Source organism: Rhodococcus sp. NPDC057529, assembly GCF_042802055.1.
GTDB lineage: Bacteria > Actinomycetota > Actinomycetes > Mycobacteriales > Mycobacteriaceae > Rhodococcus_F.
This window is the reverse complement of record NZ_JBHVEY010000007.1, coordinates 47,131-70,930: the sequence shown is the minus strand read 5'-3', so window position 1 is coordinate 70,930 and position 23,800 is coordinate 47,131. Positions and strand designations below refer to the sequence as shown.

The window sequence follows — 23,800 nt, the reverse complement described above, 5'->3', positions numbered from 1 at the left end:
GGCATCGCCGGCGTGAGGGGTAGTGTTCGCCCGCGACGCGACTGTGGGGGTCGTGCGGTCACACCGTGCTGCGGCTGGGTGCGGCGCGAGACGTCAAGGGGGGATTCATGTTCGACCGTGAAGGCCTGCGGGTGCGTGAGCAGGAACTGCAGGGTCAAATCGATTCGATGCTGGCCACACTCGACCGGCAAACGCAGGATCTGCATGCCGCTCAGCAACAGGTGGCACAGCTACGCGTCACGGGTGAGTCCGCCGACGGGCTGGTGCAGGTGGTGGTGAACTCCGTCGGCGGGGTGATCGAGGTGCACCTGGCACCGGACGCGTTCCGGCGCTCGAGCCCCGAATCGCTGGGACGCGCGATGACCGACGCCGCCCGCCGCGCCGGCGTGGCCGCGCACGCGGAGTCGATGCGCATCATGGGATCGATCGTGTCCGCGACCGCGACCCTGCCGGATCTGCCGGACCTCGTTCCCGGCGCGCCGAGCCTGCGGGACTTCCTCCCGCCGCTGGTCCCCGAGGGCGGTGGTACCCCGTCGGATCCGGAACCGGCCCGGGACGATCACGGCGACGGGTCGTGGAATCGGCCGCTGCTGCGGGACGGGTGGCAGTGAGCGCGCAGCTGTGGGTGGACCCGGCGCATCTGCGCGGCGTCGCACCCCGATTCGACGCCCTGTCGCAGCGGATGGCCGAGGTCGCCGCCACCTTGACCGCGACCCTCGACGGTGAGGGTGAGTGCTGGGGCGCCGACGAGACCGGGACGGCGTTCGCGAGCGGGTATCTGCCGTCCGCGGACGCGGCCGAACACTCGCTGGGATTCGCCGTCGCCGCGTTGGCGGCGGTCGGGTCGAAGCTCCGGAGTACCGCCGACTCGTTCGACGACACCGACCGCGGCACCGCGTCCAGCCTCGCCGGGCTGTTCTGATGGGCATCGAGGTTCCGGGCGGGGTCCGCTGGTTGGCGGAGAAGGTGGTCGGGGCGGACTGGCCCGATGCGGACGAGACGGCGATGGAACGGCTCGGGCAGGGGTGGAAGGACGCCGGCACCTCGCTCGACGAGATCATCGACGAGGCCGATGCCGCGATCCGGTCGGCGTTGTCCGGTGTCAGTGGTGACGTCGAGACGGCGATGGCGCAGGAGTGGGCGCGGATCGGTGCGGACGGTGCGTTGCGCGAGTTGTCGGAGTTGTTCCACGAACTCGGGGACATGCTGGACTGGTCGGCCGACGACGTCCGGGTCGCGAAGCTGTCGATCATCGCGGCGCTGGTGGTGCTGGCGGCCGAACTCGTCGCGGTGGCCGTGGCCAGCGCGATGACGTTCGGTGCGGCAAGTCCGGCCGCGTTCGCGGCGGAGACCGCCACGCAGGTCACCGTACGGATGATCATGCGGCAGCTGATCACCTCGATCCTCAGACGCGCCGCCGTCGGCGCTCTGAAGGGCGCGGCACAGGGTGCCGGCCTTCAAGCAATTCTGGAGACTGCAGTCCAGGTGTACGAGAACAAGGAAGGACGACGCGACGGATACGACCTCGGTAACATCGCCGAGGCCGGCGCGAAGGGTGTGGTCAGCGGGACCGTCAAAGGTGCGCTCAACGGTGTCGTCGGCATCGAGAAGATGTACGACCCTCGCGGTGTCGTCACGGGATACGTCGGCGCCGAGGCGCAGAATGCGACGGTCGGAGCCAACCGGGCACCCGGATTTGTCGTGGATGAGGCACTTTCGCGAACAGGGCTCGACGATGCGATCGCCGATCTCAGCGGGCAGCCGGATGGGGACACACGATCGTGAGCGAAGCCTGGACACTCGATGCGCGTGGGCCGGTTCCGGTAGGCCCTGAGCGATACCCGTCGCCTCGCCGACTCCGTCGCACGTTGGCATTCGTGATCGATGCCGGCCTCCATCTCAGCGTCGCCGTTCTCGCCGATAGCGTCGGGGGCGCTGTACTTCCACCCGAGGACTCCATGGTGGCGCTTGCTGTCGCCGTTGGCACGTGGATGCTGTTGTCCTTCATGCACCGCACCGTTGTTCAATCGATCTATCACGTCACTCTGGGCAAGTGGCTTCTCGGTTTGTGCGTCATCCGACCAGCGGACGGTCGATGGCCCACCTTCGGCGCTCTGGTGCGGTGCTGGGTCCTGGGATTCGCGGCATTTCTGTTCCAGGACACACCGACCGAGGGTAAGGACGGGTTTCCGCTCGTGGTACGCCGCAGGGACGTTCACCAGTAGCGGCTTCGCCGCCCGTGCGTGCGTAAGGAGTCCCTGGACTCGTCAACCGCTCACAGGCGGCGGCGCCGCACGTCGTCGACGTAGAACAGGATGAGGGCGACGGCGAGGAGGGCGGCGGGGATCCAGGCGGCGGATCCGCCGAAGTAGCGGGTGGCGAATGCACCGATGACGGCGCCGCCGGCGAAGCTGCTCACGATGGCGGCGTACACCCGGGTGTGCTGGCGCGATTCGGGGACCTTCTCGATGAATCCGGCGTACGCCGCTTCGGTGAAGCGCATGAGGTTGCCGGTGGTGGCGACGGCGATGTAGGACAGCGATCCGATGGTGCGGAACAGGCCGAACTGCATGGCCGCGACGAACGCGATGGGCACGGTGACGAGTGCGTTGGGGACGTCCGGGGGGACGAACGCGACCGCGACGAGGACGACGATCTGCGCGACCATCGCGATCCGGATCGGGTGGTCGAAAACGCTGTGGGCGAGTTCGCCCTTGAGCAGGTGCGCGAATGCGACGCCGACGATGAACGCGAGGATCGGCCACAGGTGTGCGCGTGCGGCGTGGAAGTGCCGCTCGGACAGGTCGATGGCCATGAGGATGACGTTGCCGGTCTGGGCGTTCGCGAAGACGCCGCCGCGGCTGATGTAGGTGTAGGCGTCGAGGAAGCCGCCCGCGGCGGTGAGGAGCAGCGCGAACCGCATCGTCGTGGATGTCTTCGGAACCTCCACCTGACCACCCCTACCGTCTCGGGCCCCTGCTGTGCAGCCTAGAGGTCGGAGGCGAGCGGGATCTCGTTCTCGGCCCGATCCGACATCCATTCGCGTAGGACTTTCGTGGCGATGACGTCGTCCTCGTTGTATTGCAGCAGTCGTTCGCGCTGGGTGAGGTCGGGTTCGCCGTCGTAGCCGACGGCTTCGCGGTACCAGCTCATGGATGCTTCGCCGCCGGCGTCGGCGTCGCGCCACCGGAATCCGGCGACGGGGGCGATCTTCTTGAGGCCCTTGCCGCCGGGGCAGATGAACTGGTCGCTGACGGCCTGGTAGATGTCGACCCATTGTGGGCTGTCGATGAATTCGCGGATCTCGGCCTCGGTGGGGATGCCGGGCGTCCCGGCGAACCGGCGGGCGGAGTCCAGCAACCATTTGTCCTCCGCGGACCGTGAATAGCAGTATGCGGCGAAGGTCCTGCCGCTCAGTGCCGCCGCTTCGCGCTCGGCCATCAGCCACGTCCAGAATTCCGCGAACGACCGTGCCTCGTCCTGCGTCGGCACCGGATCCCAGCTGACGAACGGCCGGTACGCGGACACCCCGTCCACGTTGAGCAGCGTCCCCCACAGGTAGGCGCCGTGCTCCTGGTAGCTCTCCATGTCGACGTCGACCTCGACGTCGGCGCGCGTCACCCGGATCTCGGGGAAGCGGCGCACCAGCGGCGCCCCCGCGAGCCAGGCCTTGGCGGTGACGACGGCGTCCTCGAACGCGCCGTGCGGCCAGTCCTCGAGCGGTTCGCGGTCCCACGCCGCGAGGTCGTCGATGGTGTGGCATCCGGCGTCGCGCAGCATGTCGGCCCGCGAACCGGTCGCCACCAGGCTCACGTCGTGGGTCTGCGTGAGTTGTTCCTCGCACCCGGGCCACCACGGGCACGAACGGCATTCGCCGATCCTCGACGGCACGGTCGCCGATTCGCCGCGGGCGACGGCGAGTCGGTCGGCGAAGCGTTCGTCGTAGTCGTCGAGGACGGTGGTGAGGTCGTGCACGTAGATGACGTCGGAGCCGTACCCGATCGCGCCGGCCACGAGGGCGGGACTCGCCAGCCCGTGCCGCTCGAGCATCCGGTACACCTGCGCGACGCGCATCTGGTCGCGGACCTGGCTGCGGGGCTTCCGCGCCACGTCCTCCTGCGGTTTCCACTCGAACATTCCCGACGTCACCGCGCCGCGGCCGGGATCGGTGACCTTGTGGTTGACGACGATCACCGGGATGTACCCACCGTGGTCCTCGTCGCGGAGCAGGATCTCGCAGCGCGCCCTCCGGCCGGCGTCGCGGTCGAGCGGAAGCACGGCTCCCCAGATACGGTCCGCACCCGCCTCGCATGCGGCGAGGGTGTCCTCGGCGCGCCGGCGCAGACTCTGCTCGGTGTCGATCTGCACCCACCGTTCCGGTGCGTGCTCGGTGAGGATCCGGCGGACGTCTTCGCGCTTGGCGGCGGCGGCATCCTGACGTTGGCGGACGCCCGGGTCCTCCGGCGCGGCCGCGAGTTGCTCGGGGAACGCCGCGTCGAGGTGCACCCGGTGACGGCACCGCGTCAGGGCGCTGGCATCGATCACCGTCCCCGACACCTTTCCGGGAGAGGCGCCGGGTTCTGATTGCTGACCGATATGGGAACACACGATGACGAAGATTATGTGCTCCCCTAGGCTGATCCCGAAGCACCGGATGCAGTTGGTAGCGTGGGCTCCGCTGAAACACCAGGAAAAGGGGTCTTTTCGATGGGGTTGTTGAAGAAACGTAAGTCCCGAGCCACCCGCAAGGCGGAAGCCAAGGCACTCCGGCACAAGGCTGGGGTGGAGGCGAAGCTGAGCGCGAAGAACGAACGGAAACGCGACAAGCAGGCCGCGAAGGCCGGGCGCAAGCTCGAGGCTGCCGAACTGAAGTCGCTGAAGAAGGTCGAGAAGGCTCAGATCGCTGCGTTGAAGGCCGAGGAGAAGGCCGCCGCCCAGAAGGGTTTCACGGTCGCCGCCGTCCGCAAGTACCTCGGTGTCGCACGACTGCTGACGCCGGTGCTGCTGCCGATCGCCTACCGCGCCGCCACCGTCGTGCGCGGGCAGATCGACGCCCGCCGTGCCGACCGGATGGGTGTCGACGTCGACCAGCTCGCCAACTTCACCGGGCACGGCGCCAAGCTCAGCGCCCGCATCGCCGGTGCCGAAAGCTCCACCACGGAGATCCTCGCGCAGAAGCCGGACGACGCGGAGACGCAGAAGTTCGCCGCCGCCATCCGCGACCGCCTCGGTGATCTCAACACCGCCGTCCGCGCGGCCGAGCAGATGCCGCAGGCCCGACGCAAGGCCGCCCATCACGCCATCTCGTCCGAACTCGACGGAGTGGAAGCCGATCTCCTCGCCCGCCTCGGCGTGCGCTGAACGACCCGAACACTCGATGTCCCCCGCCCGCCCCGCCGCGACCGCCACCCTTCGGGGGTCGGCGGTCGGTGCGCTCGTCGCCGGTCTCGCGGTCGCGGCGCACGGCATCGGCGGGGGCGGTCTCCCCGAGTCCGCGGCCGTGACCCTGCTGCTCGTCACGTGCGGTGGTGTCGGCGCGGTCACCGCACAGCTACCCGCCCGCTTCCACGGACCGCTCGCGCTCGTGGGGGCCCTCGGCGCCGGCCAGGTGGCCGCGCACTTCGCACTCACGCTCACCTCGCACGTGCATTCGGCGGTCCCCGCCGTGCCGATGCTCGCCGCGCACGCGGCCGCCACCGTGGTCTGTGCGCTGCTGATCGCGAACGTCGAGCGGCTGTACGGTCCCCTCGTTCACGTCTGGCGGGTGGTTCTGCGCGGCGAGCCGCAGCCCGTCTCGGCAGCGAAACCGGCGCACCTCCCCGCGCGTCCCGCGAATCCCGTGGACGCCCTGCTGCGCACGAGCATTTCGCGTCGCGGCCCACCGGTCCCGGTCTGATTCCCACCTCTTCTCCCTTCAGACCTTTCAAAGGACCTTCGATGAATTCCCTCGTTTCCCGTGCCCTTTTCACGACCGGTGCGGCCGGTGGCGCCATGCTCCTCGCGGCCGGTGTGGCCGCCGCCCACGTGACCGTCGTCGCCCCCGGCGCCGAGCAGGGCGGCTACTCCGTCCTGACGTTCCGCGTTCCCACCGAGTCCGAGACGGCGTCCACCACCAAGCTGACCGTCGCGCTCCCCGACCTGAAGTCGGCCCGCACCACGCCGCTGCCGGGGTGGACGTCCGTCGTCGAGAAGGACCCGACGTCGCAGGTCGCGAAGTCCGTGACGTGGACCGCCGACCCCGGCGTCGGTGTCGCGCCCGGACAGTTCCAGCAGTTCGAGCTGTCTGCCGGACCGCTGCCGGAGCAGGAAGACGTGTCGTTCCCGGCCACCCAGACGTACAGCGACGGGGAGGTCGTCAACTGGGATCAGGCGGAAGGCCCCGACGGCGCGGAGCCCGACAAGCCGGCACCCACCCTCACGCTGGCCGCGGCGAGCGGTGAAGACCACAGCCACGACGCCGGAGGTGCCACGACGTCCGAGGAGACCGAGACGACGGCGTCCGGCACCGACGACACCGCCCGCTGGCTCGGCGGCATCGGACTGGTCCTGGGTGCGCTCGGTGCGGCGCTCGGCCTCGGCGCCATGGTCCGGAGCCGTCGATCATGAGACGACGCACCACGTTCACGTCGGTGAAGGTGATCGCGGTCGGGCTGCTGACGATGCTCGCGAGCATGCTCGGCGCCGGCACCGCTCTCGCCCATTCCGTCGTGATCGGGTCCACGCCCGAGAACGGCGCGGAAATCGCGGCCGGTCCGGACCGGGTGAGCGTCACGTTCAACGAGGCGCTGCAGGAATCGTTCGCGTCGCTGACCGTGGTGGGACCCGACGGGAACCTGTGGACCAAGGGCGACCCCGTCGTCGAAGGGCCCACGGTCAGTGCCGAACTCGGCGAGCTGGGACCGGCCGGGGTGTACACCGTCGCGTTCCGCGTCACCTCCGCCGACGGGCATCCGGTGAGCGGCACCCGCACGTTCACCCTCACCCAGGAGGGGTCGGGCACACCCGGCGCCGCGGCCGACAGCTCCGGTGAATCCGGCAGCGGCGGAGTTCCGCTGTGGCCGTTCATCGCTGCCGGGGTGGTCGTGTTCGGCGGCGGGCTGTGGTTCGCGCTCCGCAAGCCGCGCGGCGAGAACTGAGCGCGGTGGGTACGGCGCGGCAGTCGTGGCTGCTGTTCGCCGTACCCACGTCGCTCGTCGGGGTCGCCTGCGGCTGGGCGTTGGCGCAACCCGAAGACCCCTCGCCGTCGAGCGCTGTCCGGGCACTGTGCCTGGTGCTCGGTTCGGCGGTGCTCGGGCTCGCCGCGCTGGGCTGGTGGAGTCGCGCGGACAGCCGTCCCCTGGTGCGGGACCAACGACTGTGGCGGTTGTCGACCGCGATCGCCGGCGCGTGGATGCTCGCCGAGGCCGTACTGCTGTCGATGACGGCGGCGGAGGCCGACGCCCTGACGTTGTCGCAGTTGTCGGTCGGGCGGTTCGGCGCGTACGTGACCGAGATCAGCGCGGGACGCGTCGACCTCGCCGTTCTCGTGTGCACCGTCGCGGCCACCGTGTGGTCGGCGGTCGCGTTCCGCCGCAGCGACGCCCGGCTTCCCGTCCCGGTGCTGGTGCTCGCGGCGCTCGCCCTGGTGGCCCGGCCGATCACCGGCCACATGTCGCAGCAGGTTCTCGGCTCGGTCCTCGACGTCGTCCACGCGCTCGCCGCCGCCGTGTGGTTCGGACTTCTCGCCGCGCTCGCCCTGATGCTCCGGTCGCGGGGGGACTGGTCGTCGTGGCTGCCGCGGTATTCCGTCGTCGCGTGGCGGTGCGTGTGGCTGCTGACCGCGACCGGGATCGTCGACGCGGCCGTCCGGCTGGGCGGGATCACTCCCCTGTTCGACACCGGCTACGGCCGCATCGTGCTCGCCAAGGCGGTGGCGTTGGCGGCGCTTCTCGGGCTCGGCTGGTGGTGGCGGCGAACGTGGGTGGTCCAGGCCGGGGCGCACCGGATCAGCGCGGAAGGGTCCCTGCGGCGCGCGATCGCCGAAGTGGTGGTGATGGCCGTCCCGTTCGGTCTCGCCGCCGCCCTGGCCACCACCGCCTGACCCGTGAGTACTTGTTAACCGCCCGACGTTGATAAGTACTCACGGGTGCAGCAGCAGCTTCCCGCGGCTCCCGCCCTTCTCGCCGGCGCGCTGCGCGTCGGCCGCGTCGGCCAGTGGGAATGTGCGGGCCGGCGGGAGGGTCAGCTTCCCGGCGACGACGAGGGCACCCAGCCTGCGCAGTGTCTCCGCACTCCGGTCGCCGGCGTTGCCGGAGGAGAACGTGATTCCCAGCCCGAACGCGGCACCGTCCGACAGCGTCACGATCCGGTCGGTGCCCCCGCGCAGGTCCATCGCCGCTTCGAGCCCGCCGAAGCCGAGGTCGAGGACGGCGTCGACGCCGTTCGGGGCGAGGTCACGGACCCGGTCGACCAGTCCCTCGCCGTACGTCGTGGGGGTCACTCCCAGCCCCCGCAGCGCGTCGTGGTGTTTCTCGCTGGCGGTGCCGATCACGGTGACGCCGGCGTCCGCCGCCAGTTGCGCGGCAATGGTTCCCACCGCACCCGACGCACCGTTCACCAGCAGCGTCTCCCCCGACTTCAGCCTCAGGAGCCGCAGTCCGCGATCCGCGGCCTCGCCCGCGACGGGGATGGTGGCCGCGTCCGTCCAGCTCAGCGCTTTCGGTTTCGGCACGACGATCGAGGCGAGCGCGTATTCGGCGTAGCCGCCGGTGTCGGACCAGCCGAACACGTCGTCGCCCACCAGCACACCGGTCGCGTCCGGCCCGACCGCGTCGACGACCCCGGCGACCTCGCTGCCGGGGATCTTCGGGAACTGCACCGACATCACCTCGGCCATCGACCCCGACCGCAGCTTCCAGTCGATGGGGTTCACGCCGGCGGCCCGGATGACGAGGCGCACCTGGTTGCCGGTGGGCTCGGGCACCGGCACGTCGTGGATCTCGAGCACCTCGGGACCGCCGTAGGACGAGTAGGAGACTGCCGTCATGGTCTGGTTCGAATTCGTCATGCCCTCAATCTCGTCCTCGGCGGTCCGTCGCGCCAGGAGTTCGGCCGAAGCGTCGATTCCACAACCCTGTCAATTAGTTTAGCGCTAAGATATAGTGACCGGAGCAGCCCACCGAGAAAGCGAGCCTCCATGTCCCTCACCGAAGTCACCGCCCACCACCCCTACAGCCCGGCCGTGGTCGCGGGCGGACTGGCGTTCGTCTCCGGCGCACTGTCCGTCAACGCCGAGGGCACCGCCGTCCCGGGCCGCACCGAGGCGCTCGACGCCGCCGTCGACCGCATGGTCGATCGCCTCGCGACCGTCGGCGGGCAGCTGAAGGACGTCGTCAAGCTCACCTACTATGTCACCGACCTGTCGCTGCGCGAGGAGGCGAACCGCCAGTTCGAGCGCATCTTCGACGAGCCGCGTCCCGCGCGCACGTTCCTCGAGGTGAGCAGCCTCCCCTACGGCGCCATCGCCGAGATCGACGCCGTCGCGGCGGTCGCGGCCCACTGACGGCACCGGCGTCCGGCCGCGCCGCGGGTCCCGGGGGGGGGGGGGGTGTGGGGGGGGGGGGTGGAGCCAAGGGGAGGAGGGGGTGGTGGGGCGGGGGGGTGGTCCCTGGGGGGAAAAGGAGCGTCCCCCCCCCCCCGCGTCGCCGTCACCTATGCTCATTTCGATATCTTGGTACTAAACAGATGAGACCCTCGAGAATCCAGGAGGTGCGCCCGGTGACGCAACGCCCCGTTCCAGACCGCGATGCCGTCGACGACATCGTCGACCAGTGGGCCCACCAGTGGCCGGACCTGGATGTGAGTCCGCTGAAAGTGCTGGGCCGTCTGCACCGTTCGTATCTGCGGTACCAGTCGTCGCTCGCGGCGGTGTTCGAGGAGCACGGCATCAACATGGCGTCGTTCGACGTGATGGCCGCCCTCCGACGTTCGGGTCCGCCGTACCGGATGACGTCCGGACAGCTGGCGGAGTCCGCCCTCGTCACCACCGGGGGTGTGACGCTGCGCGTCGACCGACTCGAGAAGGCGGGCCTCGTACAGCGGGAGCGCGACGCCGAGGACCGCCGCATCGTGCACGCGCAACTCACCGACGAGGGCCTGCGGGTGATCAACAAGGTCGCGGAGGCCCACTTCGCCAACGAGTCCCAGATCCTCAGTGGGATGTCGAAGGACGATCAGGCGTCGCTGGCGGAACTGCTCCGCAAGCTCGAGCACTCGATCGTCGAGAACCAGGACCCCACCGCCTGAGCGGAAGACTCAGCTGGCCGCGCGGGCGGTCAGATCGGCGACCTCACCGAATCCGATGAATCGTTCGGAGGCCGCCGTCATCTCCACGATGAAGCGTCGCTGTTCGTCGGGTGACGCACCGATCAGGCGTGCCGCACCCGTCCACTGCGCCTCGGCCAGTTTCCGGGCGAGTTGGGCGGGTTCGGCGCACGGCGTCGCGATGCCGGCCTGGTTGAGCCGTTCGATGAACCGGATGTACCGGCCGAGGATCCGGTTGTGCGCTGCCTCGAGCTGTTCACCGATCACCGGGTCGACGGCGGCGCGGTCCTCGATCATCGTGAACAGCCGGCCGCTGCTGTAGACGGTCTCGATGAACGCCGCGGTGGCGGCGCGCAGGACGCAGCGCGGGTCCGCGTCCGGCGGGACCGGGATCCGCTGAGCCTCGACGAACGTGTCGAACACCTCGGCGGCGACGGCGCGGAAGGCGTCGTCGCGGGACGCGAACCGGGCGGCGAACTCGGCCTGCGACACCCCGGCGGCAGCTGCGATGACCGCCTCGGTGGTGCGCTCGTATCCCAGTTCGGCGAAGCACCGCCCCGCCGCCTCGACCAACGCAAGCCGACCTCGATCGTCACCGTTCGTAAGCACCGCTCACGCCTCCTCGCACCCGGCCGGCGCCCGACGTGTCGGCCGTCACACATTCTTAGTTGACATTTCATTCACGTCAACCCGCGCGACCCTACGCCCCCTGGAGCGCCTTCGCCTGGGCCTCGGCCTGCGCCCGGTAGAGCCTGCGGAGCCGGATGACGCCGAGGTCGTGCTGGTACAGGTTCTCCGCCTGATCCGCGTCGAATGCCATCGCCTCGAGCATGGTGCGGTCCTGCTCGAGCACCACCCAGTGCCGCTCCTCCAGCTTGGTGCGGTACAGGAACCGCCAGACGTCGCGCTCCCAGCCCTCGACGCGGCGGTAGCGCCAGAAGAACACCGCGGTGGTCTCGGCGTCGATCGGCGTTCCCATGCCGACGATGCCGAACGACCCGCCCGGGCCCGCGGTCGGCGGGTACGGGATCTCGAGGTCCACCCAGTCGATGCCGGTCCGGCAGAATTCGACCCAGTCGAAGTTCACGCCCCGCTGGTCGGTCTTCTCGAAGAAGAATCCGCGATCGGTTTCGCGGATCCGGAACTTCGCGGACGTCTCCCCGCCGAACATCGAATGCGACTCCCGGTGCAGGAACGCCCCGTGCATCGGGTCGAGCAGGTTCTCCAGTGTGAACCGCCACGGCGCCTTCCACTCCGCGTAGCAGAGGAAGTGCGAGATGCCGTCGTCGGTGAGGCGCTCGGGCAGTTCGAGGGGTGCGGGTTCGGCGTCGGGGTCGGTGCCGAACCAGGCGAGCACGGCGCCGGCCACTTCCCGCACGGGCAGGCTGGTGACGAGCCGCTTGCCTTCGAGGTTGCAGCCGGGCATCCCTGGGACGGAGACGACGGTGCCGCCGCCGTCGACCTGCACGCCGTGGTACTGGCAGGCGACGCGGTCGCCGAGGTGCTGCCCCTGCGACAGCGGGGCGCCGCGGTGTGGGCAGCGGTCGGCGAGCATGCGGAGGGTGCCGTCGGACTGACGGAACAGCAGCCAGTCCTCACCGAGGCGGCGGATCTTCTTCATGTCTCCGCGCGCGACGAAATCGGACGGGCACACCGCGTGCCACTGGTCGCGCATCCCGGTCGCGAAGATCTCGTCGCCGGTCAGTGCCGCCTTGTGCAGTCGGTTCACCATGGTCAGGCCCCCATCTTTCGGATCTCGTCCGTGAAAGTGTCGGTGGTCCAGGCGTCGCCGCCGGGACTGTGGATTCCGAGGGCGTTCAGACCCTTCACCAGGCCTTCGAGGTGGTGCACCCCGGTGCCGAAGACCTCTTCGATCGCACCGGCCAGTTTCCGTTCGTACGGGGTGGGCGCCGTGCCGGACTGGCGTGGTTGCAGATACAGGCTCATGGTTCTTCCCTTCTAGAGATCCAGCACGAGCTCGTCGGAGCGGGCGCGGGAAACGCAGATCATGATGGTGGTGCCGGACTCCTGCTCGGAGCTGGAGAGCAGGGAGTCGCGGTGGTCGGGGGTGCCGGCGAGGACGCGGGTTTCGCAGGTTCCGCAGATGCCTTCGCGGCAGGAGTTGGGGACGTCGACGCCGGATTCCTCGAGGGTGTCGAGGATGGTCCGGTCGGGGGCGACGGTGGCGGAGATGCCGGAGCGTTCGCAGATCACGCGGACGGGACGGTCGCCGGCGAGGGTGTCGGCGGGGATCTCCTTGGCCTTGAACCGTTCGAGCCGGATCGCGCCGTCCGGCCAGGAGCCGGCGAACCCCTCGACCGCGCCGAGCAGACCCTCGGGGCCGCAGGCGTAGACGAGGGTTTCCGCGCGGGCGGTGCCGAGGATTCCGTCGAGGTCGAGGATGCCGTCGGTCTCCTCGGTGACGACGTGGACGCGGTCGCCGTACGGGGACAGCTCGTCGAGGAACGCCATCGACGTGCGGGCACGGCCGCCGTAGTGCAGTTCCCAGTCGGCGCCCATGCGTTCGGCCTCGCCGATCATCGCGAGGATCGGCGTGATGCCGATTCCGCCGGCGATGAACACGTAGCGCGGTGACGGCAGGAGTTCGAAGTTGTTGCGGGGCGCGCTCACCGACAGGCTGTCGCCGGGCCGCAGCGTCTCGTGGACGTGCCGGGAGCCGCCTCGGCCGGTCACCTCGTGGAGGATCGCGACGCGGTATCCGGTCTTGTCGTCGGGGTCTCCGCAGAGGGAGTACTGCCGGATGGTCCCGCGGTTCAGGTGCAGGTCCAGGTGGGCGCCCGGCGTCCACCGGTCGACCGTGCCGCCGTCCTGCCGTTCGAGGCGGAGCGAGACGACGCCCGAGGACTCGACCCGCATCTGACGCACCATCATGGGGACGGTGTCTGCGTCTGTTGTCATCGCTCACTCCCAAGCTCGACCCGAAGGCGTAGTTCCTTAGTGCTCAATAATTTAGCACTAAGATGTATTCTGCGCCACAGTCGAGGGGAAATTTCCGGGTCCGCTATTCGGCTTCGCGGTACCGCGCGGCCTCGGCCGCCATCCGCTCCTCGTACGCCTGCGCGAGATCCCGCAGACTCCGCACACAGTCACCGGTGAACACCGGCGCGTGCATCGGCGCCAACAGCAGCGGTTCCAGATCGGCCAGCGCCCGGATCGTCGGCCCGAGCGCCGGTGTCAGGCACGTCGCGCTCCCCATGTCCTCGGCCGCGATGGCCGGGCCGACGATCTCTTCCTCGGTCGTCGTGGGGTGATGGCCGAACGCGGTGAACAGGTCGCCGCAGAACAGCGTCTGCGTCGTCTCCTCGAAGATCAGCCCGGCGTCCCACCCGTGCGGCACGTGCGGGGTGTCGAGGTGACGCACCCGCCTGCTGCCCGTCTCCAGCACATCGCCGTGCTGCAGGGGACGCGGCGCGCGATCGGCCAGGTCGTTGACCTGCACGAAGCAGCCCATCGCCCCGTGTGCGACCTCCGCGTGCGGCGCGGCCGCCAGCCACGAGTTCATCGCGCCGCACTCGTCGGCCTCGACGTGTCCGAACGTGATCCACCGCAGCCGGTCGAGGGGAATCAGCCGGCCCACCGCCTCGGACACCGCCGGGAACAGGGCACGTTGACCGGTGTGGAACAGCAGCGGTTCCTCACCGTCGACGACGAACTGGTTCATGATCAGGTTCGGCTCGTCCAGATACGTGGACAGACGGTAGATGTCGGGAGCGATCTCGGTAATCGTGGTGTCCATCCCTGGCTCCGATCACGTCGCGGTGTCGTGAGATCCAGCCTTCTCGGGACCGCGGCGGCGCGCAAGAGCACGCGGGTACGGCGGCGCTGCCCCGACAGAGACGTCGACGCCACCGGACAACCCGTGGGTGTCCGGCGGCGTCGCGTCGATCATGCGTCCGTTCAGGCCGCGGCCAATTCCAGCGGCACGTGCCAGGCGTCGTATTCGTAGACCCAGTCGCCGTTGCCCGTGACCTTCAGCCATTCGTTGGACCGGGAGCCGCGCTGGATGCGGGAGGTCCGCTGCAGCCGGGTCTCCTGGTAGGTCCGCAGGGCGACCGCGGGGTCGTCGAACAGGCTCAGGCAGCGGGACAGGACCACGGCGTCTTCGATCGCCATGCCTGCGCCCTGCGCCATGAACGGCATCATCGGGTGCGCGGCGTCACCGAGGAGCACCGACCGACCGTCGGTCCACGACACCAGCGGGTCCCGAACGTAGAGAGCCGATTTCAGGACGTCGTCGCACGCGTCGAGCAGCGCCCGCGCGTCCGGGTGGAAGTCGCGGTACAGCTCACGCAGTTCGGCGACGGAACCGGGTGTGGTCCACGATTCCTCGGTCCATTCGTCTTGCGCGCAGGTGGCGAAGACGAAGATGTCCTTGCCCTGGTTGAGGGGGAACGTGACGATCTGCGTGGACGGATCCGGACCCCACCATTTGGTGAAGCAGTCGAGATTGGGGAGTTCGCCGACGCGTTCGGTGGGGACGACGGCGCGGAACGCCACAACTCCCGTGAATGTCGGCTGTTCCCGTCCGAGGAGCGCGGTCCGGACCGCGGAGTGGATGCCGTCGGCGCCGACGATCACGTCCGCGGAAACCGTGCTGCCGTCGGTGAACTCGATGCGCCCGTCCACGACGCCGACGACGCGGCGGCCCATCTCGACGGTCCCCGACGGCAGCCGGTTCTCGAGCGCGGTCATGAGATCGCCGCGGTGCATCGTCAACTGCGGTGCGCCGTACTGCTGTTCCGCGCTGTCGCCCATCGGCAGCCGGGACGTCTCGGCTCCGGTGTCCCACGTGCGGCTGATCCGGAATTGCGGCCGGGCGGCGGAGTCGCGGATCGCCGGTCCGACACCGAGTCCGTCGAGCGCACGGACCGCGTTGGGTGTGAGGTTGATGTCGGCGCCGACGCGGGCGAACTGCCGCGTCTGCTCGTAGACCGTGACGTCGAGGCCGAACTTGCGGAGGGCGATCGCCGTGGCGAGCCCGCCGATTCCGCCGCCGCAGACGGCGACCGTGGTCACTGTGCACCCTTTCCGGGCACCGTGACGGGCGGCGTGAACGGTGCCGGCATGTCGCCGTAGGCGGCGAGGTCGACCTCGACGATCACGGGGGCCTGCCGGGACACGGCGTCGGCGAGCACGCTGTGCGCCTCGGCCGCGCCGCCGATCCGCAGGTAGGGCACGCCGATCGACTGTGCCAGCAACGGGAAGTCGGGGGTGACGAGGTCGACGGCGTACGTGTCTTCGCCGCCGCCCTTCTGCATGTTGCGCAGCACGCCGTAGCCGCCGTCGTTGAACACCAGCAGCACCAGCCACGGCTTCTCCTGCGCCATGGTGAGGATCTCGCCGAAGTGGACGGCCAGGCCGCCGTCGCCGACGAGCGCCAGGGTGGGGCGAGTTTCGTCGGCAAGTGCGGAACCGATGGCCATGCCCAGGCCCTGCCCGATGCCGCCGCCGCGGGGGAAGACGTTGGACCGGGGGTCGAACATCGGCAGCAGCCGGTTGCCCCAGGAACTGGACGCGATGGTGACGTCGCGCGCGATGACGGAATCCTGCGGGAACGCGGCACGGACGGCGTCGCACAGCACGGCGTGGTCGCCGAGTCCGGCGCGCTGCCGGGTACGGACCAGTTCCCGTGTCGCCCGCCCACGTTCGGTCCACGACGCGTCGACCGGTGCCAGTTCGGACAGCGACCGCAGGAACGTCGCGACGTCGGCGGTCACGCCGGCCTGCGCGGGGTAGACGCGTCCGATCGCGGCGGCGTCGATGTCCACCTGCACGTGCACGGCGGGGACGGGCATGGAGTAGTCGCCGGTCTCGTTGGACCGGAAGTGGGTGCCCAGCGACAGCAGCAGGTCGGCGTCGGCGAGCAGTTCCCGCCCGGCCGGGGTGTTGCCGTAGTTGCCGACGCACAGCGGGTGATCCTCCGGGACGGCGCCGCGTCCGGAGTTGCTGGTGAGCAACGGAACTCCCCACTGCTCCACCAGTGCGGTCAGCTCCGCGCCTGCGTGTGCGACACCGCCGCCCGCCCAGATCACCGGGCGCTGCGCGGACCGCAGCAGCGCGAAGGCGACGGCCAACTCGTCGGCGTCCGGGGTGCGCGGGGATTCGACGACCGGTTCGACCACGTCGATGACGTGTTCCGCGTACTGCAGGTCGATGGGCCATTCGATGCTCGACGGCCCGCCGGGCGCGGCGAGTGCGGCGGCGACGCCTTCCCGCAGCACCTTTCCGGCACTGTCCGTGTCGAGGATGGTGGCGGCGTGCTTCGACGTCGCCGTCAGCATCCCCAGCTGATCCTTGGTCTCGTGGATGAACCCGCGGCCCGAGCCCAGGTAGCGACTCTCGACGTTGCCCGTCACGTGCAGCACCGACGTTCCGGCGCTGAGCGATTCGATCAGCGATCCGGCCGCGTTACCGGCACCCGTCCCGGTGCTCGTGAGCGCGCAGCCCAGTCCGCCGGTGGCCCGGGCGTAGCCGTCGGCGGCGCTGACCGCGGTGGCCTCGTGCCGGACCGGCACGAACCGCAGGTGCGTGGCGACCGCCTGCACGAGGGGCTGGTTGTGCACGCTCACGATGCCGAAGACGGTGTCGACACCGGCCTCGCGCAGCACCTGGACGAGCAGGTCGCCCCCGTTTCCTACCGACATGGTGTTCCTCTCAGACATAGCGCGCGACGCCTCCGCAGACGTCGAGGCTGGTGCCCGTCACGTAGGACGAGCGGGGGGACAGCAGGGTCACGATCATGGCGGCCACCTCGTCGGCGCGGCCGAACCGGCCGAGGCCGATGCCCCGGTCCTGGGCGATCTCCGCCTCCCATTCGGCGAAGGTGGCGTCGGTGCCGGATTCTTCGTAGCGGCGGCGCCACTGACCGGTGTCGACCAGGCCGAGCGATACCGAGTTGACGCGGATGCCGTCGGCCGCGAGTTCCAGCGACAGCGACTTGCTGAGGTTCAGCAGCCCGGCCCGGGCGGCGCTGGTGGTGACCAGCCGCGGCTCGGGCTGGCGCGCGAGGACCGCCGAGATGTTGACGATGGACGCGCCGTCGGATTTGCGCAGCGCCGGCAGCGCCGCGTCGACGGTGTTGAGGACGCTGGAGAACTTGAGGTCGAGTTCGTCACGCCAGTCGTCGAGGGTCGCCTCGCCGCGCGGGACCATGCGGGACTTGCCTGCGTTGTTGACCAGACCGTCGAGCCCGCCGAACCGGGCGACCCCGGCGTCGACCAGCGCGGCGACCGCGGCCGGGTCCCGGACGTCGCAGGACGCGGTGAGGACGCGGTCGCTGCCGGGCAGCGGCGCGAGCACGGAGTCGAGCCGGTCGCGGTCGCGCGCGCAGGTGACGACGTTGGCACCCTCCTCGAGCAGCATCGCGACGGTGGCGAGCCCGACTCCCGAGCTTCCGCCGGTCACCAGGTGGGTGCGGTCTTTCAGTTGCAGGTCCACGACGTGGTCCCCTTCTCTAGTGTAGGACGAATCCGCCGTTGACGACGAGTTGCTGGCCGGTGATGTATGAGGCCTCCGGTCCCATCAGGAACGCGACGGCGCCGACGAGATCCGACGGCTGCTGCGGCCGTTCGAGCGCGCGGTTGAGGCGGTAGAGCTCGTGCCGGTGCTCCGGAACCTTCTGCGCCGATTCGCTTTCGGTCAGACCGGGCGAGACGGTGTTGACGGTGATGCCGTGGGGGCCGAGGTCGCGTGACATGGCGCGGGTCAGCGCGGCCACCCCGCCCTTGGATGCGATGTAGTGGGCGAGCCGCGGCGAACCGTACAGGGCGGCGTCGGAGCCGATGGTGACGACTCGTCCGCCTCCGTTCCCGATGATGGAGGGAACGATCGCCCTGCTCACGAGGAACGTGCCGCGCAGATTGACGCCCAGCACCCGGTCCCACTCGTCGATGTCGAGTTCGTGAATCGGTTTGCCGCCCACACCGTCCGCGAGGGCCGCGTTGTTGACGAGGCCGTACAGCGGGCCACCGGAGGTGACGGTGGCCGCCATCGCGTCGACGGACTCCGCGTCGCGGAGATCGACCCGCACGAACTGCGCCTTGACGCCGTCCGCGCGCAGGCTTTCCGCCGCGGCCTCGCCCCAGTCCTCGCGGATGTCGGCGAGCCACAGGGTGGCGCCGTCCTCGCCTAGCCGGCGGGCCAGGGCGAGGCCGAGCCCCCGCCCCGCCCCGGTCACGAGGATGCTGCGTCCGTCGAGACTCACGGTCAGTCCCGGGTCACGCCGTGCATGGCCGACGTCTCGGGGTACGTCGGGATCTGCGGCTTCTGGGCGCCGATGATGACGCAGAACAGGGCGTCCTTGTCGCCGTTGTTCTTCAGGCTGCGGGGAACGCCGGCCGGGACGACGATCATGTCGCGGTATCCGAGGGTGCGCTTCTCCACCTTGCCGTCGCGGTGGACGCCGACCTCCACCTCGCCCTCGAGAACGAAGAAGGCCTCTTCCGCGTCGTGGTGGGTGTGCTCCGGACCCTCGGCGCCGGGGGGAAGCAGCATGTTGGAGAACGTGAATCCGCGCGAGCCGATGGTGCGGTTGTCGTTCTCGTGGTTGCCGGTCGCTCCGGAGCCGACGTAGCGGATCTGCGCGCGCTTGAACTGGTCGCCGGCCTTGGCCTGGAAGCCCAGGGTGTCCCAGTCCTCGTGGCGGGAACCACGGGTGAGGATCAGCGAGTCGGTGAATTCCTTCAGGTCGGCGGTGCCGTATTCGAGTGTCATGTTTATGCTCCTTCTCTAGACGTGGTTGCGCAGGCGTTCGGTGATGTGGATGAAGGACTCGACCCAGGCGTCGAACGCGTCCGGTCGCTCCTGGTTCGCGAGGTGTCCGGCACCGCGGATGGTGACGAACACGGCGCCCGGAATTCCGCCCGCGAGAACCTGACTCGCGGGAACCCCGGTCACCTCGTCCTCGTCCCCGCCGAGGACGAGGGTGGGGACGTCGATCTTCGGGAGATCGGCGGTGTGGTCGGTGGCGGCCATCGACTCGGCGGCGTACCCGTAGCCGGGCAGCCGGATCGACGACGCCATGATCGCCGTCGCCTTCGCCGTCAGTTCGTCGTCGGCGGTCCCGGACAGCAGTCGCGGGGCCCGGTCGGCGGCAAAGGCTTCCGCGCCCTCCTGCTCGAGGGTCGCGGCCCGGGCCCGCATCCGGTCGGCAGCCTCGCCGTCCGCCCCCGAGCCGACGGTGGAACTGCCGAGCAGCAGACTCCGCACCAGGCCGGGGTAACGCAACGCCAGCCGGGTGGCGATCACACCGCCCCACGACATTCCGAGGACGTGCGCCCCCGCGTCGCCGCAGCGGTCGCGGATCACGTCGGCGGCGGCGTCGGCGTAGTCGTCGAGGTCGAACGGACGTCCGGGATCCTCACTGCGACCGTAGCCGGGTGCGTCCCAGGCCAGCAGTCGCAGCGACCCTGCCAGTTCCTCGAACTGCGGCGCGAAACTGTCCGCACTGCCGCCGATTCCGTGCAGCATCAGCAGCGCGGGGCCGGACCCGGATTCGACGACGTGCGTCACGACGCCCGCCCGAGGTCGAACCGCTCGAACGCCCCGGGGTCGGGGACGCCGGCCATGTGGTCGCGGACCTGCTTGGACGGCGGGCCCGCGGTGCCCCACAGGTCGGAGAGTTCCGGAACCCGGCGCCACACCTTGCACAGCCACCGGTCCTCGTCGACCTGCGCGATGCCGGACGTGTACTCGCACACCAGCCCCGCCGGATCGGCGAAGTAGGAGAACGTGTTGTCGCCGGGACCGTGCTTGCCGGGACCCCACAGCGGCACGGTGCCGTGGTGCCGCAACCGGCCGATGCCGCGCATGAAGTGGTCCACGGTGGGCATCTCGTAGGCGACATGGTTCACCGACGTCCACTCGGCCTGGTTGAACGCGATGCTGTGATGGTCGGTGTTGCAGCGCAGGAACGCCATCTGGTGCTCGGACCAGTCGGAGACCCGCATGCCCAGGACGTCGCAGTAGAACTTCACCGCGGCATCGATGTCGACGGTGTTGAGGACGACGTGCGTGACGCCCACGGGGACGGCGTCGTCCCGGCCGAGCTTCGGGACCGCGAGCGCGTCGGCGAGCAGTTCGACGACGCGACCCTCGGGGTCGACCAGGCTCACGCCGTAGCCGCCGCCGAGGTCGTCGACCGGCCCCGGGCCGCTGACGATCGGGACGCCGCGCAGTTCGAGTCTGCGGGCGGCCTCGTCGACCTCAGCCGGCGTGGCGACGGCGAACGTGATGCGGCCGAGGCCGTTCCGTTCGGCCTGGGTGAGTTGCAGCGCGTGGTGGTGCTCACCGGTCCCCCGCAGCCAGGCGCCGTCCGTGCCCTGTTCGACCACGCGCAGTCCCCACACCTCCGAGTAGAAATCGGTGGATTCGAGGCTGGCCTGTGTGCGCAGTTCGACGGAGCGCAGGCACCGCAGCCGGGCTATGGGTTGGTTCATCGCAAGCCTCCAGTTGCTTAGGTCTCAATATCTTAGCGCTAAAGTAATAGGTCGTACAGAGCTGGTGGGAATTTCTTTCCGGACGACCTACTACTTCGGTGGGTCGCTCACTCGGCCCAGGGGTTGGGTTCCTCGTCGAGGCTCCAGTAGATGCTCTTCTGCCGGGAGTAGGCGGCGATTCCGCTGCGCCCCTTTTCCACCCCGAGTCCGCTTTCCTTGACGCCGCCGAACGGCGTGGAGATGCTGAACTGCTTGTAGGTGTTGATCCACACGGTGCCGGCCTGGAGTCGGCGGGCGAGTTTCCAGGCGCGGCGGTAGTCGCCGGTCCAGATTCCGGATGCCAGCCCGAACACCGAATCATTGGCTTGCGCAACGAGGTCCGCTTCGCCGTCGAACGGCAGGACCACCAGGACGGGTCCGAAGATCTCCTCCTGGCAGGTGCGTGAGCTGTTGGGCAGCCCGTCGATGATGGTCGGCAGGTAGTAGGCGCCGTCGCGCAGTCGCTCGTCGTCGGGGATCGCCCCGCCGCACAGCACTCGGCCGCCTTCTTCGCGAGCGAGGTCCACGTAGGCGGCGACGCTGTCGCGGTGCTTGCGGTGGACCATCGGCGCGACCTGGGTGTCGGGGTCGCGGCCGGGCCCGAGCCGGAGCCGGGTCGTCTTGGCCACCAGCTTCTCGACGAACTCTTCGTAGATGCGGCGGTCGACGAACAGGCGGGACCCGGCGATGCAACTCTGCCCGGTGGACGAGAAGATCCCGTACATCACGCCGTTCACGGCGGCGTCGAGGTCGGCGTCGTCGAGGACGATCGTCGGCGACTTTCCGCCGAGTTCCAGAGACACGGGCATCAGCTTGTCGGCTGCCGCGTGGGCGATGGAGCGTCCGGTGTTGGTGCCGCCGGTGAACGTCACCTTCCCGACGCCGGGGTGGGTGACGATGGCGTCGCCGACCACCGAACCCTTGCCCGGCAGCACCGACAGCAGGCCCTTCGGTAATCCCGATTCGTCGATCAGCCGCGCCAGTTCGAGCGACACCAGCGGCGTCCACTCGGCGGGTTTGAGGACGACGGCGTTGCCTGCCGCGAGGGCGGGCGCGATCTTCTGCGCATCGCTGGCCACCGGCGAGTTCCACGGTGCGATGGCGCCGACCACGCCGATGGGTTCGAGAACGCTCATCGTCAGGAAGTTGCCGCGCGGGGTGGTGAGGTCGTCGTCGGCGGTTTCGAGGACGGCGGCGAAGTAGCGGAACGTGCCCGCCGCACTGCCGACGAGTGCCGTGGTCTCGGCGACCGTCTTGCCGGTGTTGTAGCTCTGCAGCAGCGCGAGCCGGGACGTGTTCGCCTCGATGGCGTCGGCGATGCGGTGCAGGTACTTGGCCCGCTGGTGCGGGAGCAGCGCGCGCCAGGCCGGGTCGTCGGCGGCGGTGCGGCCCTTCCGGACCGCCTCGTCGGCGTCGTCGGCGGTGGCCTGGTGGATCACCTGCAGGGTTTCGCCGTTCGACGGGTCCGTGACGGCGAAGGCGGGGCCGCTCGCCTGCCGCCACTGCCCGGCGACGAGGATCCGGTCGGCGACCGGGACGAACGGCAGCGTCTGTGGTGCGGTGTCGAGAACGGTCACTGGGAGATCTCCTCGAGGGTCTTCTCGCGGGTTTCGACGGCGAAGAAGCCGACGACGAGGGCACCGATCAGGGCGACGGCGGAGAACATTCCGAAGACGACGGTGAGGGTGCCGCCGCCGTCGAGGATGGCTCCGACGGCGAGGGGTCCGATGATGATGCCGAGGCGCCGCTGGCTCCGCCGATGGCGCAGCCGATGGCCCGCATCCGGGTGGGGTACAGCTCGGCGGTGTAGACGTAGAGCGCCATGTTGACGGCGAAGACGAACAGGGCCGATCCGGCCGACCAGAACAGGACCTTCGTCGCGGTGTCGGCGCCGGTGGCGGCGAGCAGGAACAGCAGCGACGAGCACAGGACCATCGACGCGGTGATGCAGATGCGGCGGCCCAGGTTGTCGATGAGGAACGCGACGAGGACGCAGCCGATCAGACCGGCGACGCTGGTGACGATGCTGTAGTGCAGCGCGGTGTCGACGCTGACGTCGAAGGCGGAGTGGTAGAGCGACGGCAGCCAGGACGCGATGCCGTAGTTGACGAAGTAGGCGCAGCCCCAGATCGCGGCGAGCATCAGGGTGCGGCGCAGGTAGACGCCCTGGAACGCTTCACGGAACCGTCCGTGACGATCGTCGACGGCGACGGCGGGCAACGGTTGCGGGGCCGGGAGCGTCTTGCCGTATTTCCCGGTGATCTCGTTCTCGATGCGCGTCATGGCGTTGTGGGCGTCTTCGTGGCGGCCGCGGGACGCGAGCCAGCGCGGCGACTCGGGCAGGCGCCAGAGCAGCGGCAGGAGCACGACGGGCAGGGCGCCGAGCGCGAACAGGATCTTGTAGCCGAAGTTCGGGACCACCCACGCCGACACGATCGCCGACATGACGAGTCCGATCGGGAAGATCACCTCGTAGAGCAGCACGAATCGTCCGCGCTTGTGGGCTTTGGTGATCTCGCCGATGTAGCTGGCGGCCACCGGGACCTCGGCGCCGAGACCGATGCCCTGCACGAACCGGAAGACGAGGAAGAGCATCAGGGAGTCGGTGAACGCCATGCCGAGGCTCATCACGGCGTACAGCGCGAGGGAGGCGATGATGACGTTGAGCCTGCCGACGCGGTCGGCGAACCAGCCGCCGGCGAGCGCGCCGACGAGCATGCCGATGCCGCCGATGGCGATCACCCAGGCGATGTCGCCGGGGGTCAGACCCCACTTGGGGGTGAGGACGGGGAGCGAGTACGCGATCATCAGCTGGTCGAAGCCGTCGAAGAACGTGACGGCGCCGACGATGACGCGGGCCTTGATGTGCCACCTGCTCATCGGCAGGCGTTCGAGTCGGGCGCTGATCATCTCAGCTGTGGCAGCCATGGCGGGCGATACCGTCGTCATGAGCATCCTCAGGGTCGGGTCGAGGCATTTACTTAAGCCCTCAAAGGCTTACC

At 69.6% G+C, this 23,800-nt stretch carries 27 protein-coding genes and 1 pseudogene; 11 read left to right on the top strand and 17 right to left on the bottom strand.

The annotated features are described in order from the left end of the window. Positions 1 to 107: 107 nt before the first annotated feature. The 4 genes from ACFU5V_RS15290 to ACFU5V_RS15275 are packed head-to-tail and all read left to right on the top strand — an operon-like array spanning position 108 to position 2,225. Positions 108 to 611 carry a YbaB/EbfC family nucleoid-associated protein gene (locus ACFU5V_RS15290; protein WP_378700306.1) on the top strand — a complete coding sequence of 168 codons (504 nt, stop codon included), beginning with the start codon at positions 108 to 110 and terminating at the stop codon, positions 609 to 611. Beyond that, a complete protein-coding gene (locus ACFU5V_RS15285; protein WP_276136680.1) occupies positions 608 to 922 on the top strand; it encodes a WXG100 family type VII secretion target in 315 nt (104 codons plus the stop codon). Before ACFU5V_RS15290 ends, ACFU5V_RS15285 begins: the two co-directional genes overlap by 4 nt. Beyond that, the gene (locus tag ACFU5V_RS15280) at positions 922 to 1,785 is read left to right on the top strand and encodes a hypothetical protein (protein ID WP_378700303.1); all 864 of its coding nucleotides are present in this window, start codon (positions 922 to 924) and stop codon (positions 1,783 to 1,785) included. Before ACFU5V_RS15285 ends, ACFU5V_RS15280 begins: the two co-directional genes overlap by 1 nt. Further along, positions 1,782 to 2,225, top strand: a complete 444-nt coding sequence (locus tag ACFU5V_RS15275) for an RDD family protein (RefSeq protein ID WP_378700301.1) — start codon at positions 1,782 to 1,784, stop codon at positions 2,223 to 2,225. The genes ACFU5V_RS15280 and ACFU5V_RS15275 overlap by 4 nt, the downstream gene beginning before the upstream one ends. A gap of 50 nt (positions 2,226 to 2,275) precedes the next feature. On the opposite strand, the gene ACFU5V_RS15270 is transcribed toward ACFU5V_RS15275, so the two are convergent. Together ACFU5V_RS15270 and ACFU5V_RS15265 are read right to left on the bottom strand one after the other, a co-directional pair. Beyond that, a complete protein-coding gene (locus tag ACFU5V_RS15270; RefSeq protein WP_378700299.1) occupies positions 2,276 to 2,950 on the bottom strand; it encodes a YoaK family protein in 675 nt (224 codons plus the stop codon). Positions 2,951 to 2,988: 38 nt separating this feature from the next. Further along, complete coding sequence (locus ACFU5V_RS15265) at positions 2,989 to 4,545, bottom strand: TM0106 family RecB-like putative nuclease (RefSeq protein ID WP_378700297.1); 1,557 nt, start codon at positions 4,543 to 4,545, stop codon at positions 2,989 to 2,991. 162 nt (positions 4,546 to 4,707) lie between these two features. On the opposite strand from ACFU5V_RS15265, the gene ACFU5V_RS15260 reads away from it, so the two are divergent. From ACFU5V_RS15260 to ACFU5V_RS15240, 5 genes are read left to right on the top strand one after another with little or no spacing between them, the layout of a single operon-like run. Then, positions 4,708 to 5,361: a DUF6474 family protein gene (locus ACFU5V_RS15260; protein ID WP_378438043.1), complete on the top strand. Its 654-nt coding sequence runs from the start codon at positions 4,708 to 4,710 to the stop codon at positions 5,359 to 5,361. A 16-nt stretch (positions 5,362 to 5,377) separates the two neighbouring features. Further along, the gene (locus ACFU5V_RS15255; protein WP_378700296.1) at positions 5,378 to 5,896 is read left to right on the top strand and encodes a hypothetical protein; all 519 of its coding nucleotides are present in this window, start codon (positions 5,378 to 5,380) and stop codon (positions 5,894 to 5,896) included. A gap of 41 nt (positions 5,897 to 5,937) precedes the next feature. Further along, the gene (locus ACFU5V_RS15250) at positions 5,938 to 6,606 is read left to right on the top strand and encodes a YcnI family protein (protein ID WP_378438047.1); all 669 of its coding nucleotides are present in this window, start codon (positions 5,938 to 5,940) and stop codon (positions 6,604 to 6,606) included. Continuing rightward, positions 6,603 to 7,136 (top strand): copper resistance protein CopC, encoded by a 534-nt coding sequence (locus ACFU5V_RS15245; RefSeq protein ID WP_378700294.1) that lies wholly within the window; start codon positions 6,603 to 6,605, stop codon positions 7,134 to 7,136. Before ACFU5V_RS15250 ends, ACFU5V_RS15245 begins: the two co-directional genes overlap by 4 nt. Positions 7,137 to 7,141: 5 nt before the next feature. Continuing rightward, positions 7,142 to 8,080 (top strand): CopD family protein, encoded by a 939-nt coding sequence (locus ACFU5V_RS15240; protein ID WP_378700292.1) that lies wholly within the window; start codon positions 7,142 to 7,144, stop codon positions 8,078 to 8,080. Positions 8,081 to 8,119: 39 nt separating this feature from the next. Here ACFU5V_RS15240 and ACFU5V_RS15235 read toward each other — a convergent pair whose 3' ends face one another. After that, on the bottom strand, positions 8,120 to 9,046 hold the full coding sequence (locus ACFU5V_RS15235; RefSeq protein ID WP_378700289.1) for an NADP-dependent oxidoreductase: 927 nt from the start codon (positions 9,044 to 9,046) through the stop codon (positions 8,120 to 8,122). A 129-nt stretch (positions 9,047 to 9,175) separates the two neighbouring features. Between ACFU5V_RS15235 and ACFU5V_RS15230 the strand changes: the two genes are divergently transcribed. Together ACFU5V_RS15230 and ACFU5V_RS15225 are read left to right on the top strand one after the other, a co-directional pair. Next, a complete protein-coding gene (locus ACFU5V_RS15230; RefSeq protein ID WP_378700287.1) occupies positions 9,176 to 9,541 on the top strand; it encodes a RidA family protein in 366 nt (121 codons plus the stop codon). A gap of 182 nt (positions 9,542 to 9,723) precedes the next feature. Next, positions 9,724 to 10,284 (top strand): MarR family winged helix-turn-helix transcriptional regulator, encoded by a 561-nt coding sequence (locus tag ACFU5V_RS15225; protein WP_378700286.1) that lies wholly within the window; start codon positions 9,724 to 9,726, stop codon positions 10,282 to 10,284. Between the two features lie 9 nt (positions 10,285 to 10,293). On the opposite strand, the gene ACFU5V_RS15220 is transcribed toward ACFU5V_RS15225, so the two are convergent. The 14 genes and pseudogenes from ACFU5V_RS15220 to ACFU5V_RS15155 form a co-directional block, all read right to left on the bottom strand. Next, positions 10,294 to 10,911, bottom strand: coding sequence for a TetR/AcrR family transcriptional regulator (locus ACFU5V_RS15220; RefSeq protein ID WP_378441800.1), 618 nt, complete (start codon positions 10,909 to 10,911; stop codon positions 10,294 to 10,296). Between the two features lie 91 nt (positions 10,912 to 11,002). Continuing rightward, positions 11,003 to 12,034: a Rieske 2Fe-2S domain-containing protein gene (locus tag ACFU5V_RS15215; protein WP_378441802.1), complete on the bottom strand. Its 1,032-nt coding sequence runs from the start codon at positions 12,032 to 12,034 to the stop codon at positions 11,003 to 11,005. A gap of 2 nt (positions 12,035 to 12,036) precedes the next feature. After that, positions 12,037 to 12,249: a recombinase-like helix-turn-helix domain-containing protein gene (locus tag ACFU5V_RS15210; RefSeq protein WP_378441804.1), complete on the bottom strand. Its 213-nt coding sequence runs from the start codon at positions 12,247 to 12,249 to the stop codon at positions 12,037 to 12,039. Between the two features lie 12 nt (positions 12,250 to 12,261). Beyond that, entirely contained in the window at positions 12,262 to 13,221 is a 960-nt protein-coding gene (locus ACFU5V_RS15205; RefSeq protein WP_378700281.1) for a PDR/VanB family oxidoreductase, read from the bottom strand. 103 nt (positions 13,222 to 13,324) lie between these two features. After that, positions 13,325 to 14,059: an MBL fold metallo-hydrolase gene (locus ACFU5V_RS15200; protein WP_378700279.1), complete on the bottom strand. Its 735-nt coding sequence runs from the start codon at positions 14,057 to 14,059 to the stop codon at positions 13,325 to 13,327. A gap of 161 nt (positions 14,060 to 14,220) precedes the next feature. After that, on the bottom strand, positions 14,221 to 15,339 hold the full coding sequence (locus tag ACFU5V_RS15195; protein WP_378700277.1) for an FAD-dependent monooxygenase: 1,119 nt from the start codon (positions 15,337 to 15,339) through the stop codon (positions 14,221 to 14,223). Then, entirely contained in the window at positions 15,336 to 16,985 is a 1,650-nt protein-coding gene (locus tag ACFU5V_RS15190) for a thiamine pyrophosphate-binding protein (protein ID WP_378700275.1), read from the bottom strand. Before ACFU5V_RS15190 ends, ACFU5V_RS15195 begins: the two co-directional genes overlap by 4 nt. Next, positions 16,978 to 17,760, bottom strand: coding sequence for an SDR family oxidoreductase (locus ACFU5V_RS15185; RefSeq protein WP_378700273.1), 783 nt, complete (start codon positions 17,758 to 17,760; stop codon positions 16,978 to 16,980). The genes ACFU5V_RS15190 and ACFU5V_RS15185 overlap by 8 nt, the downstream gene beginning before the upstream one ends. Before the next feature lie 16 nt (positions 17,761 to 17,776). Then, entirely contained in the window at positions 17,777 to 18,526 is a 750-nt protein-coding gene (locus tag ACFU5V_RS15180) for a 3-oxoacyl-ACP reductase family protein (protein ID WP_072949169.1), read from the bottom strand. A 2-nt stretch (positions 18,527 to 18,528) separates the two neighbouring features. Next, positions 18,529 to 19,035, bottom strand: coding sequence for a cupin domain-containing protein (locus ACFU5V_RS15175; RefSeq protein WP_378700271.1), 507 nt, complete (start codon positions 19,033 to 19,035; stop codon positions 18,529 to 18,531). Positions 19,036 to 19,050: 15 nt separating this feature from the next. After that, complete coding sequence (locus ACFU5V_RS15170) at positions 19,051 to 19,833, bottom strand: alpha/beta fold hydrolase (protein WP_378700269.1); 783 nt, start codon at positions 19,831 to 19,833, stop codon at positions 19,051 to 19,053. Further along, entirely contained in the window at positions 19,830 to 20,759 is a 930-nt protein-coding gene (locus ACFU5V_RS15165) for a VOC family protein (protein WP_378700267.1), read from the bottom strand. Before ACFU5V_RS15165 ends, ACFU5V_RS15170 begins: the two co-directional genes overlap by 4 nt. 107 nt (positions 20,760 to 20,866) lie before the next feature. Continuing rightward, positions 20,867 to 22,375, bottom strand: coding sequence for an aldehyde dehydrogenase (locus ACFU5V_RS15160; RefSeq protein ID WP_378700264.1), 1,509 nt, complete (start codon positions 22,373 to 22,375; stop codon positions 20,867 to 20,869). Further along, a pseudogene (locus ACFU5V_RS15155) lies at positions 22,372 to 23,753 on the bottom strand (MFS transporter). Before ACFU5V_RS15155 ends, ACFU5V_RS15160 begins: the two are co-directional and overlap by 4 nt. Positions 23,754 to 23,800: the final 47 nt, after the last annotated feature.

Bases quoted from the DNA above. Each gene is read 5' to 3' on its own strand.
- ACFU5V_RS15290 (WP_378700306.1), top strand. From the start codon at position 108: ATGTTCGACCGTGAAGGCCTGCGGGTGCGTGAGCAGGAACTGCAGGGT.
- ACFU5V_RS15280 (WP_378700303.1), top strand. From the start codon at position 922: ATGGGCATCGAGGTTCCGGGCGGGGTCCGCTGGTTGGCGGAGAAGGTG.
- ACFU5V_RS15260 (WP_378438043.1), top strand. From the start codon at position 4,708: ATGGGGTTGTTGAAGAAACGTAAGTCCCGAGCCACCCGCAAGGCGGAA.
- ACFU5V_RS15255 (WP_378700296.1), top strand. From the start codon at position 5,378: ATGTCCCCCGCCCGCCCCGCCGCGACCGCCACCCTTCGGGGGTCGGCG.
- ACFU5V_RS15250 (WP_378438047.1), top strand. From the start codon at position 5,938: ATGAATTCCCTCGTTTCCCGTGCCCTTTTCACGACCGGTGCGGCCGGT.
- ACFU5V_RS15245 (WP_378700294.1), top strand. From the start codon at position 6,603: ATGAGACGACGCACCACGTTCACGTCGGTGAAGGTGATCGCGGTCGGG.
- ACFU5V_RS15235 (WP_378700289.1), bottom strand. From the start codon at position 9,046: ATGACGAATTCGAACCAGACCATGACGGCAGTCTCCTACTCGTCCTAC.
- ACFU5V_RS15230 (WP_378700287.1), top strand. From the start codon at position 9,176: ATGTCCCTCACCGAAGTCACCGCCCACCACCCCTACAGCCCGGCCGTG.
- ACFU5V_RS15225 (WP_378700286.1), top strand. From the start codon at position 9,724: ATGAGACCCTCGAGAATCCAGGAGGTGCGCCCGGTGACGCAACGCCCC.
- ACFU5V_RS15215 (WP_378441802.1), bottom strand. From the start codon at position 12,034: ATGGTGAACCGACTGCACAAGGCGGCACTGACCGGCGACGAGATCTTC.
- ACFU5V_RS15210 (WP_378441804.1), bottom strand. From the start codon at position 12,249: ATGAGCCTGTATCTGCAACCACGCCAGTCCGGCACGGCGCCCACCCCG.
- ACFU5V_RS15205 (WP_378700281.1), bottom strand. From the start codon at position 13,221: ATGACAACAGACGCAGACACCGTCCCCATGATGGTGCGTCAGATGCGG.
- ACFU5V_RS15200 (WP_378700279.1), bottom strand. From the start codon at position 14,059: ATGGACACCACGATTACCGAGATCGCTCCCGACATCTACCGTCTGTCC.
- ACFU5V_RS15190 (WP_378700275.1), bottom strand. From the start codon at position 16,985: ATGTCTGAGAGGAACACCATGTCGGTAGGAAACGGGGGCGACCTGCTC.
- ACFU5V_RS15175 (WP_378700271.1), bottom strand. From the start codon at position 19,035: ATGACACTCGAATACGGCACCGCCGACCTGAAGGAATTCACCGACTCG.
- ACFU5V_RS15165 (WP_378700267.1), bottom strand. From the start codon at position 20,759: ATGAACCAACCCATAGCCCGGCTGCGGTGCCTGCGCTCCGTCGAACTG.